This is a genomic window from Nocardia glycosmidis, assembly GCF_052545115.1.
The window spans coordinates 107,501-120,930 of sequence record NZ_JBQWRH010000016.1; the positions used below are offsets into that span (position 1 = coordinate 107,501).

12 protein-coding genes are annotated in these 13,430 nt (G+C 68.1%); 5 read left to right on the forward strand and 7 right to left on the reverse strand.

Annotation, left to right across the window (positions count from 1 at the left end; translation table 11 throughout):
* Nucleotides 1–91: 91 nt before the first annotated feature.
* Nucleotides 92–1,216 (reverse strand): phosphoserine transaminase, encoded by a 1,125-nt coding sequence (serC, locus tag ACT86A_RS20440; RefSeq protein WP_445093771.1) that lies wholly within the window; start codon nt 1,214–1,216, stop codon nt 92–94.
* 64 nt (nt 1,217–1,280) lie between these two features.
* On the opposite strand from serC, the gene ACT86A_RS20445 reads away from it, so the two are divergent.
* On the forward strand, nt 1,281–1,919 hold the full coding sequence (locus tag ACT86A_RS20445; RefSeq protein ID WP_445093772.1) for a hypothetical protein: 639 nt from the start codon (nt 1,281–1,283) through the stop codon (nt 1,917–1,919).
* Between the two features lie 73 nt (nt 1,920–1,992).
* On the opposite strand, the gene ACT86A_RS20450 is transcribed toward ACT86A_RS20445, so the two are convergent.
* The gene (locus ACT86A_RS20450; protein ID WP_445093773.1) at nt 1,993–2,871 is read right to left on the reverse strand and encodes a polysaccharide deacetylase family protein; all 879 of its coding nucleotides are present in this window, start codon (nt 2,869–2,871) and stop codon (nt 1,993–1,995) included.
* 109 nt (nt 2,872–2,980) lie between these two features.
* Complete coding sequence (locus ACT86A_RS20455) at nt 2,981–4,129, reverse strand: citrate synthase 2 (RefSeq protein ID WP_445093774.1); 1,149 nt, start codon at nt 4,127–4,129, stop codon at nt 2,981–2,983.
* 135 nt (nt 4,130–4,264) lie between these two features.
* Between ACT86A_RS20455 and pdxH the strand changes: the two genes are divergently transcribed.
* From pdxH to ACT86A_RS20475, 4 genes are all read left to right on the forward strand, one after another.
* On the forward strand, nt 4,265–4,993 hold the full coding sequence (gene pdxH, locus ACT86A_RS20460) for a pyridoxamine 5'-phosphate oxidase (RefSeq protein WP_445093775.1): 729 nt from the start codon (nt 4,265–4,267) through the stop codon (nt 4,991–4,993).
* Between the two features lie 79 nt (nt 4,994–5,072).
* The gene (locus ACT86A_RS20465) at nt 5,073–6,353 is read left to right on the forward strand and encodes an MFS transporter (protein WP_445093776.1); all 1,281 of its coding nucleotides are present in this window, start codon (nt 5,073–5,075) and stop codon (nt 6,351–6,353) included.
* A gap of 193 nt (nt 6,354–6,546) precedes the next feature.
* Nucleotides 6,547–7,860, forward strand: a complete 1,314-nt coding sequence (locus ACT86A_RS20470) for a citrate synthase (protein WP_445093777.1) — start codon at nt 6,547–6,549, stop codon at nt 7,858–7,860.
* 55 nt (nt 7,861–7,915) lie between these two features.
* Nucleotides 7,916–8,275 carry an FKBP-type peptidyl-prolyl cis-trans isomerase gene (locus ACT86A_RS20475; RefSeq protein ID WP_445093778.1) on the forward strand — a complete coding sequence of 120 codons (360 nt, stop codon included), beginning with the start codon at nt 7,916–7,918 and terminating at the stop codon, nt 8,273–8,275.
* A gap of 78 nt (nt 8,276–8,353) precedes the next feature.
* Here ACT86A_RS20475 and ACT86A_RS20480 read toward each other — a convergent pair whose 3' ends face one another.
* From ACT86A_RS20480 to ACT86A_RS20495, 4 genes are all read right to left on the reverse strand, one after another.
* Nucleotides 8,354–9,730, reverse strand: coding sequence for a sensor histidine kinase (locus ACT86A_RS20480; protein ID WP_445093779.1), 1,377 nt, complete (start codon nt 9,728–9,730; stop codon nt 8,354–8,356).
* Nucleotides 9,727–10,428, reverse strand: coding sequence for a response regulator transcription factor (locus ACT86A_RS20485; protein ID WP_445093780.1), 702 nt, complete (start codon nt 10,426–10,428; stop codon nt 9,727–9,729). The genes ACT86A_RS20480 and ACT86A_RS20485 overlap by 4 nt, the downstream gene beginning before the upstream one ends.
* 138 nt (nt 10,429–10,566) lie before the next feature.
* Nucleotides 10,567–10,953: a hemophore-related protein gene (locus ACT86A_RS20490; protein WP_445093781.1), complete on the reverse strand. Its 387-nt coding sequence runs from the start codon at nt 10,951–10,953 to the stop codon at nt 10,567–10,569.
* A gap of 118 nt (nt 10,954–11,071) precedes the next feature.
* On the reverse strand, nt 11,072–13,159 hold the full coding sequence (locus ACT86A_RS20495; RefSeq protein ID WP_445093782.1) for an AMP-binding protein: 2,088 nt from the start codon (nt 13,157–13,159) through the stop codon (nt 11,072–11,074).
* Nucleotides 13,160–13,430: the final 271 nt, after the last annotated feature.

The following is a 13,430-nucleotide window of genomic DNA, read 5'->3' on the forward strand; positions in this document are numbered from 1 at the left end:
CGCTAATCTGCTCTATTCGTCCTGCCGCGCCCCGTAATTGGGTGTGTCGATCTCGGGCGTGTCGAGTCCGTCAGGATGAAATGCGCGGCGGTCAGCCGAGATTCTGCACGACCCAGTCGATGGAACGGGTCAGCTGGCTGACGTCGTCCGGATCGATCGCGGGGAACATGCCGATGCGCAGCTGGTTGCGGCCGAGCTTGCGGTACGGCTCGGTGTCCACGATGCCGTTGGCGCGCAGCACCTTCGCCACCGCGGCCGCGTCGACCGAGTCGGCGAAGTCGATGGTGCCGACCACCTGCGAGCGGTGCGCCGGGTCCGCCACATACGGGGTGGCGTACTCGCTCGACTCGGCCCAGGAGTACAGCCGCGACGAAGAGTCCAGCGTGCGCTTGACCGCCCAGTCCAGGCCGCCGTTGGCGTTGAGCCACTCGATCTGGTCGGCGAACAGCAGCAAGGTGCCCAGGGCCGGGGTGTTGTAGGTCTGGTCCTTGGTGCTGTTGTCGATCGCGATCGGCAGGGACAGGAAATCGGGCGTCCAGCGGCCCGACGCCTTGATCTCCTCGACCCGGGCCAGCGCGGCCGGGCTCATCAGCGCGACCCACAGGCCGCCGTCGGCGGCGAAGCACTTCTGCGGTGCGAAGTAATAGACGTCGGCATCGGTGATGGTCACCGGGAGACCGCCGGCGCCGGAGGTCGCGTCGATGGCGATCAGTGCGTGCTCCGAACCCGCCGGGCGCTGCACCGGGATGGACACACCGGTGGAGGTCTCGTTGTGCGCCCAGCCGATCAGATCCGCCGACGGATCCGACACCGGCTCCGGCGCGCTACCCGGCTCGGCCGAGACCACGATCGGGTCGGCGATGAACGGATTGCCCTTGGTCACGGCGGCGAATTTCGAGCTGAACTCCCCGTTGGTCAGATGCAGCGAGCGCTCCCGGACCAGGCCGAATGCCGCGGCATCCCAGAACGCGGTCGTGCCACCATTGCCGAGCACCACCTCGTAGCCATCCGGCAGACCGAACAGCTCACGCAGGCCGGAGCGAACCCGCGCCACGACGTCCTTGACCGGCTTCTGCCGATGCGAGGTTCCGAACACCGAGGCGCCGACGTTCACCAGCGTCTGCAACTGCTCCGGGCGCACTTTGGAGGGGCCGCAACCGAACCGTCCGTCGGCGGGCTTGAGATCGTCGGGAATGGTCGGCAACGCAGAGGTCATGGCGAACAGGGTAGTCGGTGGTGTTGCTGTGGCGCTGCCCACACTCCAGCTAACGTAAATGCCCATGAGCATGCCGTCGGCGAACTCGGGGTGGCGACTGCGCGCGAGACTGCGGAATTTCCGCCTCCGCGGCGCGACGGTCTCGGACGCGATGCGGCGGGAGTTGCTGATTCGTGGGACAACCGGGTCGGCGACAGTCCTCGGCGTGCGTCCGCGCCGGGCCGAGCCCGGCCACGTGTTCTGGGTACGGGTGCAACTGGACGGGGAGTTCCCGTACGAGGCCCGGGTGCGGCAACGGGTGGCGGAATCCGATCTGGAATCGATGCGGCCGGGCGATGTCGTGTGCTGCCGGGTGGACCCGGGTGACCGCGGGTGTCTGGTGCTGTATGTACCCGATATCGAGGAGTCGGGGCGGGCCGGCATCGCGAAGATTCTCGCCGACGGTCGCCGCGCCGACGCCACCGTCCTGGCGGCCGCGCCGGTCGCGGCCGACTACTCCGGTCGCGACGACCCCGTGCTGCGCCTCGAGCTCGAACTGCGGGCCTGGGACGAGCCCAAGCCGTGGCGGGTCCGCCTGGTCCAACCGGTGCCGCTGACCGCCATCGGTCTCGTCGACCTGGGCCAGCACCTGGAGGTCGCCTTCTTCGAGGTGGACCGGGGTGAAACCGTCGCGGTCGACTGGGCCGCCTCGCTCGAAGAATGACATTCTCGCTCGAATGACATTCTCGCTCGAAGAACGCGCTCGGCGCATGAACCGGCCGAGCATTACCCGGTACCTACAGATGCACGAAGCTCAAACCCATGGCGCGGATCTTCGGCAGCGCCGCGATCATGCCGGCCGCGGTTCCGGATTGTGGCCGGTGCATATGAGCGAGTGAAATAGCGCCCGGCGCAGCGGCATTCATCGCCGATTGCACTTTTGCCGCCGAGGCGGTCGCGCCGAAATCGGCATTGATGCTGAAACCGACCGGGGTTTCGCCTAATTCGTGCACGATGGCCACGGCGACGTCGTCGTAATGCGCGGTCCCCGCACGGAAGAATCGTGGCGGTGTGCCGGTCAGCGAGGTGAGCAGCTCATGGTTGGCCCACACTTCGTCGGCGGCCTCCTGCGCCGAGCCGGTGCCGGCGATGCCGTAGGCCTGCCGCCCGTCCACTGAAAGTGGTTTATGCGCGACACCGTGATTGGCCAACTCGAACAGCGGGCTCATCGCCAGCTGTGCGGCACGTGACCGGTTCGCGTCGATCCAGCGTTTGTTGAGGAAGAGTGTCGCCGGGATCTGTTCGGCGATCAGGAAGTTCAGCAGCGCTTCGTCGATGTCGTTGTTCCCCGGGCCGCCGCAGGCGTCGAAGGTGAGTGCCAGCTGTTTGTTCGTGGCCGGGAAAGTGCTCGTGATGCCGGGCATCTCCACACCCCACCGCAGCGGGAGCGTTCCGGCGTGCCGGGCGGCGACCGCGCTCGGCGTCACGGCGGCGGGAGCAGCGGGGACCGCCGAGACCGGCACGTTTCGTGCGATCGGATCAGGGGCCGCTGCCCGGGTCGACGTCCCGAGCTGCGTCGTGGAGGTGTTCTGTGTCGTGCCGCACCCGGCGGCCGCGAACCCCACGGCGAGCGCGGCGCCGAACATTCGCCGCCGAGATATTCCTTTGTCCAGCATCCCTATTTCCTCATGACCATATCCCCGGGGACATGGCCCGTGAGGCGGACGCGACTGCAAGACAAGCGCGTCCGCCGTAACGCCTAACTCCGGCTCGTACTGCTGTCGACTACCGGTGGGCGATCGCCGCCCAGCCCTCGACGGCCTCGGGCTTGCGGGGGCTGGGTCCGGTGTAGATGGCGGCCGGGCGGACCAGCTTGCCCAGTTGCTTCTGCTCCAGGATGTGCGCGCACCAGCCCGCGGTGCGGCCACAGGTGAACATGGCGGGCATCATGTGCGCGGGCACCTCGGCGAAGTCCAGGATCACCGCGGCCCAGAACTCCACGTTGGTCTCGATGGCGCGGTCCGGACGCCGCTCGCGCAGCTCGGCGAGCGCGGCCTGCTCCAGCGCGGCCGCGACTTCGTAGCGCGGGGCGGCCAGGCGCTCGGCGGTGGCGCGCAGCACCCGGGCACGCGGGTCCTCGGCCCGGTACACCCGGTGGCCGAAGCCCATCAGCTTCTCCTTGCGGTCCAGGATGCCCTTGACCAACGCACGGGCGTCGCCGGTCCGCTCGACCTCTTCGATCATCGGCAGTACCCGGGCGGGCGCGCCGCCGTGCAGCGGACCCGACATGGCGCCGATCGCGCCGGACAGCGAGGCCGCCACGTCGGCGCCGGTCGAGGCGATCACCCGCGCGGTGAAAGTGGAGGCGTTCATGCCGTGCTCGGCGGCGGAGACCCAATAGGCGTCGATGGCTTCGGTGTGACGCGGGTCGGGGTCACCCTTCCAGCGGGTCATGAACCGAGCGGTGACCGTGGTGCACTCGTCGATCTTCTTTTGCGGGACCGCGGGCTGGTAGATGCCCCGCGCGGACTGCGCGACGTAGGACAGTGCCATCACCGAGGCGCGGGCCAGGTTCTCCCGCGCGGTCTCGTCGTCGATGTCCAGCAGGGGCTGATAGCCCCAGATCGGCGCGAGCATCGCCAGGCCCGCCTGCACGTCGACCCGTACGTCGCCGGTGTGCACGGGCAGGGGGAACGGTTCGGCGGGCGGCAGGCCCCGGCCGAACGATCCGTCGACCAGCAGCGCCCACACATCACCGAAGGTCACCTGACTTCGCACCAGGTCCTCGATGTCGACGCCACGGTAACGCAGGGCGCCGCCGTCCTTGTCGGGCTCGGCGATGTCGGTGGTGAAAGCAACCACGCCCTCGAGGCCGCTGACGAAATCGCTGGGGATGGTGGTCTGCCCAGCAGAGACCACGGGGCTGGTAGTCATGTTGCGACTCTCCTTGTACTCGGTTCGCAGCATTTGGTTCGCACGTTCTCATCGATGAAAAGGTGTCGGATTCGACGAGCACATGCCGATCACCCAAACCATAAACCCCCGCTACTGCGGAGTAACGTCTGGCCCATGCGTGACCTGGACAGTTCACCGCGCAGACCGGAAACGGCCGGCTTTCCGCTGCCGCGGGATCTCGCCGCGATGCGCGTCGACTACGGCGGGCTGCCGCACGGCGGCAACGAAGACGTCGACTTGGACGAGACCTGGCTGGCCGGCGGCTGGGAGCCGCTGCTGCGGCACTGGATCGAACAGGCCGCCGCGGTCGGCATCGCCGAACCCAACGCCATGGTGCTGGCCACGGTTTCGGTTGTGGACGGTGCGCCTCGACCGGTCGCGCGAACCGTGCTGTGCAAAGGTCTCTCGCCCGAAGGTGTGATTTTTTACACGAACTACGACTCGGACAAGGGCGCCCAGTTGGCCGCCGTACCGCATGCGGCGGTCACCTTCGTCTGGCCCGCGCTGGGTAGACAGGTGCATCTGCGCGGCCCGGTCGAGCGGGTGCCCGCCGAGACGACGGCGGCCTACTGGCGTTCCCGGCCGCGTGACTCGCAGCTCGGGGCCTGGGCGTCACACCAGTCCAAGCCGATCGGCTCACGGGCCGAACTGGATCGCACACTGGCCGAGGCGACCGCGCGATTCGCCGCCGTCGACGAGATCCCGGTGCCGCCGCACTGGGGTGGATTCCTGCTGCGCCCCGACGAAGTCGAGTTCTGGCAGGGGCGCCGCGGCCGGCTGCACAACCGGATCCGGGTGCGCATCGCGAACGGCACGGGCACGGCGGAGCGCTTGCAGCCCTGATGTATTCCCGCCGCAGGCGTGAGAATTCTCCCGTCGAACAGTAATACCAGTAATAACGGACTGAATTACGCTCCGGCCGGTGAAACTGCTCGCCGACACCACTCCGCTGCGCGATTCCGATTTCCGGCGCTTGTGGACCTCGGGGATCGTCACCATGATCGGCTCGCAGTTGTCGATCGTCGCGGTGCCGCAGCAGATCTTCCAGATCACCGGCAGCTCCGGCTATGTCGGCCTGGCCGGGGTGTTCGGCCTGGTGCCGCTGATCGTGTTCGGTCTGTGGGGCGGCGCGCTCGCCGACGTGCTCGACCGCCGGAAACTATTGCTGATCACCAGTTCCGGCACCGGCCTCACCGCGCTCGCCTTCTGGCTGCAAGCGGCCGCCGGAGTGGACAACGTGTGGATCGTGCTCGGCCTGTTCGCGGTGCAGCAGGCGTTCTACGCGGTGGACCAGCCCACCCGCAGTGCCACCATTCCGCGCCTGCTGCCGGAAGATCAACTGGCCGCGGCGAATGCGCTGAACATGACGGTGTTGCAGTTCGGTGCGATCGCCGGACCGGTTCTGGCGGGTGCGCTCATCCCGCTGGTCGGCCTCGCCTCGCTCTATCTGATCGACGCCGTTGCCCTGCTGGCCACGCTCTGGGCGGTCCGGCGGTTGCCGGTCCTGCCGCCGACCGTAACGGCGCGCCGCGCGGGGTTGCGCACGGTGCTGGAGGGTTTCGGATACCTCGCGACCCAGCGGGTACTGCTCGCGTCGTTCGCGGTGGACGTGGTCGCCATGGTGTTCGGCATGCCGCGCGCACTGTTCCCGCAGATCGCGCACGAGACCTTCGGCGATCCCGCCACCGGCGGCGTCGCGCTCGGATTGCTGTTCGCGTCGATGTCGGGGGGCGCGGTGCTCGGCGGCGTGTTCTCCGGCTGGATTCCGCGTATCCGGCGCCAGGGCTTCGCCGTGCTGGTCTGTATCGCGCTGTGGGGTCTGGCCATGGTCGGATTCGGGGTCGTCGTCGGCTTGACCGGGCACGGGCTCGGTCTCGGCGCGGGGCTGTGGATCGCGCTGGTCTGCTCGGCCTTCGGGGGCGCGGTCGACATGGTCTCGGCCGCGTTGCGGGTCACCATGCTGCAGACCGTGGCCACCGACGACCTGCGCGGGCGGCTGCAAGGGGTGTTCACCGTGGTTGTCGTGGGCGGGCCGCGTATCGGTGATGTTGCCCACGGTTTTGCGGCGGCGAGCCTGGGTACCGCTGTGGCCGCGGCGGGCGGAGGTGTGCTCGTCGTGGTGGGCGTGTTGATCGCGGCGATCGCCTTCCCCGCCTTCACGCGTTACCGTGTCGGCCGCGTTCCTGCCGAAACCGTCGTCTGACCCGTACCGCGAACGTCCGGCGACCCGCCGGCGGCCGCCGCCGAACCCGCACCGCGCCAGCGATGTGTTTGTGAGCCGACCCAGGACTACCCTCCGGTATTGTCCGGGTCGGTGAACGGCTAGCGTTGAGGCAAGCGCGTCGTGCGCCGACCGCGCCCGGTGCCTGTGGTTCTAGCCTGAGAGGGATCCTTCCGTGCCCGCTGAGAACATCATCAACGTCGACGACGACGCCAAGCCGGTCCTTTCCTATCCTGGCGGGGAGTTCCCGATGACGGTCGAGAGGGCCGCCGAGGGCAACGACGGTATCGAGCTGGGGAAGCTGCTGGCCAGCACCGGGTACGTGACGTACGACCCGGGTTTCATGAACACCGCCCCCACCAAGTCGGCCATCACCTATATCGACGGTGAGGCGGGCATCCTGCGCTACCGCGGCTACCCGATCGACCAGCTCGCGTCGGCATCCACCTTCATCGAGGTCAGCTACCTGCTGATCTACGGCGAGCTGCCCACCCAGGCCCAGCTCGAGGACTTCACCGACCGCATCCGCCGCCACACCCTGCTGCACGAGGACCTGAAGCGGTTCTTCGACGGCTTCCCGCGCAACGCGCACCCGATGCCGGTGCTGTCGTCGGCGGTGAACGCGCTGTCGGCCTACTACCAGGACTCGCTGGACCCGCGGGATCCCGAGCAGGTCGAGCTGTCCACCATCCGGCTGCTGGCCAAGCTGCCCACCATCGCGGCCTACTCGTACAAGAAGTCGGTCGGCCAGCCCTTCCTCTACCCGGACAACTCCCTGAGCCTGGTGGAGAACTTCCTGCGGATGACCTTCGGTTTCCCGGCCGAGCCCTACGAGGTCGACCCCGAGGTCGCCGCCGCACTGGACATGCTGCTCATCCTGCACGCCGACCATGAGCAGAACTGCTCCACCTCGACGGTGCGGTTGGTCGGCTCGTCCGACGCCAACCTGTTCACCTCGGTGTCCGGCGGCATCAACGCGCTGTGGGGTCCGCTGCACGGCGGCGCCAACCAGGCCGTGCTGGAGATGCTCGACAGCATCAAGGCACACGGCGGCAACGTCAAGGAGTTCATCCGCAAGGTCAAGGACAAGGAAGACGGGGTGAAGCTCATGGGCTTCGGACACCGCGTCTACCGCAACTACGACCCGCGCGCCTCGATCGCCAAGAAGCACGCCGATGCCATCCTCAGCAAGCTGGGCGGCGCCGACGAACTGTTCGAGATCGCCCAGGCACTGGAAGAGGCCGCGCTCACCGACGACTACTTCATCCAGCGGCGCCTGTACCCGAACGTCGACTTCTACACCGGCATCATCTACAAGGCGATGGGCTTCCCGACCCGCATGTTCACCGTGCTGTTCGCGATGGGCCGGCTGCCCGGCTGGATCGCGCACTGGCGCGAAATGCACGGTGAGCCGTTGAAGATCGGCCGTCCCCGGCAGATCTACACCGGCTACGGCGCCCGCGATTACCGCGAGATCACCAACCGCTGAGGCGAGTTCCACCCACTATCTATCTGCACCCACTATCAATCGAAGGGGATACCGAATGACCAAACCGGAGATCGAGTTCCAGGCGGGGCCCGCGCCCACCGAGCTGGTGATCAAGGACATCATCGAAGGCGAGGGCAAGGAAGCCGTGCCCGGCGGCACTGTCGAGGTGCACTACGTGGGCGTCGAATTCGAATCCGGCGAGGAGTTCGACTCGTCCTGGAACCGGGGCGAGTCCATCACCTTCCCGCTGCGCGGGCTGATCCAGGGTTGGCAGGACGGCATCCCAGGCATGAAGGTCGGCGGCCGTCGTCAACTGACCATCCCGCCGGAGCTGGCCTACGGCCCGGCCGGTGCGGGTCACCAACTTGCCGGCAAGACGCTGGTCTTCGTGATCGACCTGCTCAACGCCAACTAAGTTTGGCAGCGCCTGCGGCGCTGCGTGTTCGTGGCCCCTGCAAGGCTCGCGTCCCCGCGGCGCCGCTGGCGCTGGAAATCAGGCCGAGCCGGACAGATCCAACACCAAGCGAATACCGCCGAGCGCGCCCTCATCGAAATAGGCTCGGCCGCCATGTAATTGAGCCTGCTGGGCGACCAGGGCGAGACCGAGGCCGGAGCCGCCCTTGCCGGCCTGGCTGCCGCGGAAGAAACGGTCGAAGACCGCCTCGCGCTCCTCGGGCGGGATGCCGCGGCCGTTGTCGTCGATGGTGATGACGATGTGCCCGCCCGGCGTTCGGTGCGCGGACACCAATGCTTCGGTGGCGCCACCGTGCTTGACCGAGTTGGCCAGCGCGTTGTCCACCGCCAGCCGCAGCCCGGCGGGCAGACCGCGGGTCACCAGTTCGGCGTCGGACTCGATCCGCACGGTGAGGCCGGGGAAATGCCGCATGGCGTCGTGCGCGGCCTGGTCGCACAGGTCGCCGACATCGGTGGCGACGTGGTCGCGTTCGTTGGTCAGGTCGCCGCCGGCCAGCCGCTCCAGCGCCGCGAGTGTTGTCTCCACCCGGACCTGGCTGCGCTGCAGATCGTGCAGGATCTCCGCGCGTTGCGCCTCGTCGAGATCGAGAGTGCGCAGCACTTCCAGGTCGGTGCGCATCGCGGTGAGCGGGGTGCGCAGCTCGTGGGCGGAGACGGCGGCGAAATCGCGCGCGGTCTCCAGCGCGGCGGCGGTCTCGGCCTGGGCCTGATCCACGCGCCGCAGCATGGTGTTGACCGCGTCGGCCAGTTTCTCCGCCTCGTGCACGCCCGCGCCCTCCACCGGAGGCTGCGGATCGCGCGGATCGGGGAAGGCGCTGCGTGCACCGACCTGCCGGGTCAGCCGAAGGATCGGGCGCACCGCAGCCCCCGCGAGCACCCAGCCGAGCGCCGCCGCGGCTGCGATGGACAGCAGGGCCCCGGCGAGCACCCATCGCTGTTGCTCCGCGGTGGCCTGGGCCGCGGCCGCCGCCGGGATACCGAGCGACACCACACGTCCCGCGGGCTGATTCTCGGTGGTGGTGAGAATACGGTAGGGGGTGCCGCCGACCGCGGCGGTGCGCGAACCGGTGGACAGCGCGGGCAGTTCGATAGTTGTACTGGCGACGACGTCGCCGTTGTCGCGGACGGTCACCGCCAGGTCGTTGTTCAGCCCGGTCAGGCTGATGAATCGGACCGCGATCTGCGGCTCGATCAGCACGATCCGGGCCGCGGTAGCGAGTTGCTGGTCGGACTGCTGCACATTGTTGCGCTCGATGGCGCGGATGCTGAGCAGACTGATCAGCGTCACGATGACGATCGCGCCGGCGGCCGCGGCGCCCGCGACCCGGGTACGCAGCGAAAACGACCGTCGCCGTCGGGCTTTCGGCGCTCCGGTGGCGGCACCGGGCGTGGTCATTTCGGCGCTCGCAGCACGAAGCCGACGCCGCGGATCGTGTGCAGCAGCCTGGGCGTGGCGCCCACCTCCAGCTTGCGGCGCAGATAGCCGACGAAGACGTCCACCACGTTGGTGTCGGCGGCGAAGTCGTAGCCCCACACCAGTTCCAGTAGGCGTTCCCGGCTCAGCACCACGCCGACATTCCTGGCCAGCGTGGACAGCAGCTCGAATTCTCGCTTGGTGAACTCGATCTCGCGGCCGTGCAGCAGCGCGCGGTAGCCGGCGACGTCCACTTCCAGCGGGCCGACGGTGATCGCGCCGGGTGTGGCCGGGGCGGGTGGGTCGGACCGGCGGCGCAGCAGGGCCTTGATCCGCGCCACCAACTCTTTGAGCACGAATGGTTTGACCAGGTAATCGTCCGCGCCGGACTCCAGTCCGGAGATGCGATCGTCCACGGACGCGCGGGCGCTGAGTACGCAGATCGGCACCTCGTTGCCCATCGCGCGCAATGCCGTGACCACGCCGGCGCCGTCGAGCACGGGCATGTTCATGTCCAGCACGACGGCGTCGGGCGTGTGTTCGCGCACGGTGCGCAGCGCCTGCGCCCCGTCTCTGGCCACCAGCACGTGGAAACCGGACAGCCGCAGCCCGCGCTCGACCGACACGAGCACGTCCTCGTCGTCGTCGACGACGAGGACGGTCGGGCTCGAAGTCGTCACGGCTGTCCGCCTCTCCGGGTGTTCGGGCCGTACCAGTGGGTTGCCGGGGGCTCGGGTTCAGGTCCTGTGCCGGGTTGCCGAGCGAGTACTGGGCGTGCCCGGTGAGCTACCCATGTTCTCGCGAAATCGGTCGGTCGGCTAGTAGTTGTGGCAGGTCTCGGCCACGGCCCGGATGGTGTCGCGCAGCTGTGCGGTCCGCGGGTCGTTCTGCGCCTCGCGCACGGCGTCGGGGTTCTCGTCGATGGCCCGCCGCAACTCGGCACGTCGCTGCTCGACCGGCTGATCGAACTTGCGCCGCAGCTCGGCCTTCTGGCTGGGGTTGGCGTCGAGCATGGCGGCCAGCTGTGGCGCGTTGGCGTGCAGTGCGGCGTCGACCTGAGCGAAAGAGCAGTCCGAGATCAGCAGCGGCTCGGCGAAATCCATCGGGCCGGCGGTCGCGATCGCGGGCCCGAGGAACACCGCGAGCGTCGCGAATCCACCTGCGGCGAGCGCGGTGACGGTGCCGCGGCCTACGGAACGCTTCATGAGAATTGCCTCCAGATCATCGAGTGGTTGCGGTACGGTCTCGAGGCTATTTCGATCGGATGGCACCGCGATGAAGGTCCTCTGTGGAAACTCTGAGGACGCGTACGGCGCCGCAAAGTCAGGACGGCGCAACCGGATCCACGTCAGGGGCGACCACGTCTGGGGCAACCACCTGGTCGGGGTCCTCGATGCTGTCGTGTGCCGGTAACCGCCAATCCGGTCGCGCCGCGCGAATCTGCTCCTCCAGCGCCGCGAGCACCCCGGGATCGTCGATGGTGCGTGGCACCTCGAACGTCGCGCCCGAAGTGATCTGCCGGATGGTTTTGCGCAGGATCTTCCCGGAGCGGGTCTTGGGCAGCGCCGAGACGATGATGACCTGATGCAGGGTGGCGATCGCGCCGACCTGGGTGCACACCCGGTCGACCAGTTCGTCGTGCAGCTGCCCCGGATCGATCTCGACCCCGGACTTGAGCACCACGTAGGCCACCGGCCGATGGCCCTCGAGCTCGTCGGGCAGGCCGATGACCGCGCATTCGGCGACCGCGTCATGACCGGCTATGGCGGCCTCGATGCTGCCCGCGGAGAGCCGATGCCCCGCCATGTTGATGACGTCGTCGCTGCGACCGAGGACATACAGATAGCCGTCCTCGTCGAAGTAGCCGGAGTCGCCGGTGAGGTAGTGGCCGGGATAGGCGGAGAGATAGGAATGTTCGTATCGGGCGTCGTTGCGCCACAGCCCGGTCAAAGTGCCGGGCGGCAGCGGCAATCCGATGACGATATTGCCCTCGGTGTTGGGCGCCACCGGGTTCCCGGAGGAGTCGAGGACACGGAGCCGATAGCCCGGCACCGGCATCGAGGCCGAGCCCGGTTTGATCGGGAGTTGCTGCAGACCCAGCGGGTTCGCGCAGATCGGCCAGCCGGTCTCGGTCTGCCACCAGTGATCGATGACCGGGCAGTCGGCGCGGCCGGCCAGCAGGATCTCGTCGGCCCAGGCGTAGGTGGTCGGGTCCAGCCGTTCGCCCGCACAGAACAGCGCGCGCAGCGAGGACAGGTCGTGGGCGCGGGCCAGCTCCGCACCGGGGTCGGCTTTACGGATGGCGCGCAACGCGGTTGGGGCGGTGAACACCACGTCGACCTTGTGTTCGGCGACGACCCGCCAGTACGCGCCCGCGTCCGGTGTGCCGACCGGCTTGCCTTCGTACAGCAGCGTGGTCGCCCCGACCAGCAGGGGCGCGTAGACGATGTAGGAGTGGCCGACCGCCCAGCCGACATCGGATGCCGCCCACATCACCTGGCCCGGGTCGACGTTGTAGATATTGCGCATCGACCAGACGAGGGCCACCGCGTGCCCGCCGTTGTCCCGGACCACGCCCTTCGGCCGCCCGGTGGTGCCCGATGTGTAGAGGATGTACAGCGGATCGGTCGCCGCGACCGATACCGGCTCGGTCGCGGGCGCGTCGCGGATGACGTCGTCCCAGTCGAGCCACTGCGCCGCCACGGCCTCCGTCGCACGCGGAGAGTGCTCGGTGGCGGGTTGCGGCGGCGCGAAATCGATGGTGTCGAAGGTGCCGAACCCCGGTCGCTGCTTGACGATCACCGTGCGCGGCGCGGTGGTCGCGGCCAGTTCCAGAGCTTGCACCACGATCGGCGGATACTCGACCTTCCGGCTCGGCTCCAGCCCCCCGGATGCTGTGATGATCAACACCGGCTCCGCGTCATCGATGCGTGCGGCCAGCTCCGGCGCGGCGAAGCCGCCGAACACCACCGAGTGCACCGCGCCGACGCGCGCGCAGGCCAGCATCGCGATCACCGCCTCCGGGATCATCGGCAGGTAGATCACCACGCGGTCGCCGCTCGAAACACCGAGCCGCAGCATCGCTCCCGCGAAACGGGACACCGCTGCGAGCAGCTCCGCGTAGGTGTAGACGCCCCTGGCGCCGGTCATAGCGGAGTCGTATATTAGTGCGGGTTGATCGGCGCGACCGGCATCTGTGGGGGCAGTCGGATACACGTGCCGGTCGAGTGCGTTGTAGGAGGTATTGAGGCGGGCATCGGGAAACCACCTGGCCGCTGGGCGAGCGTTGGTGTCGACGATCTGAGTCGGTGGTACGTCCCAATCGATCGCTTCGGCCGCGTCGGCCCAGAACTCGGCGGGATCCACCAAGCTGGTCTGATAGGCCGGTCGGTACTCCTGCCACACGTTCAAACCGTGACTCCCTAGCCTCGCCTCGATAGATCCGGTTGATTGTGGCAGACTTCACGCGACGCCCGGACGGGTGCCGCGACCTTCGGTTTTGCCTGAAATTGGCAGGTCAAGGATTGCGGCATCACGCCAAGCCACCCAAGAAGTTATTGATCCGTTAGAATCTGATGTCACTTATTTGGGCCGTCGTAGGACGTTTCTCGGGCCAGCCGCAGTTCTCGGCCAGCTCCACCTGTCGAGCCATGCATACGATCGTGGAGGCTCGGCTGATGGT

Coding starts and splice junctions, on each gene's coding strand:
- serC (WP_445093771.1), bottom strand. CDS start 1,216: ATGACCTCTGCGTTGCCGACCATTCCCGACGATCTCAAGCCCGCCGAC.
- ACT86A_RS20445 (WP_445093772.1), top strand. CDS start 1,281: ATGAGCATGCCGTCGGCGAACTCGGGGTGGCGACTGCGCGCGAGACTG.
- ACT86A_RS20450 (WP_445093773.1), bottom strand. CDS start 2,871: ATGCTGGACAAAGGAATATCTCGGCGGCGAATGTTCGGCGCCGCGCTC.
- ACT86A_RS20455 (WP_445093774.1), bottom strand. CDS start 4,129: ATGACTACCAGCCCCGTGGTCTCTGCTGGGCAGACCACCATCCCCAGC.
- pdxH (WP_445093775.1), top strand. CDS start 4,265: ATGCGTGACCTGGACAGTTCACCGCGCAGACCGGAAACGGCCGGCTTT.
- ACT86A_RS20475 (WP_445093778.1), top strand. CDS start 7,916: ATGACCAAACCGGAGATCGAGTTCCAGGCGGGGCCCGCGCCCACCGAG.
- ACT86A_RS20480 (WP_445093779.1), bottom strand. CDS start 9,730: ATGACCACGCCCGGTGCCGCCACCGGAGCGCCGAAAGCCCGACGGCGA.
- ACT86A_RS20490 (WP_445093781.1), bottom strand. CDS start 10,953: ATGAAGCGTTCCGTAGGCCGCGGCACCGTCACCGCGCTCGCCGCAGGT.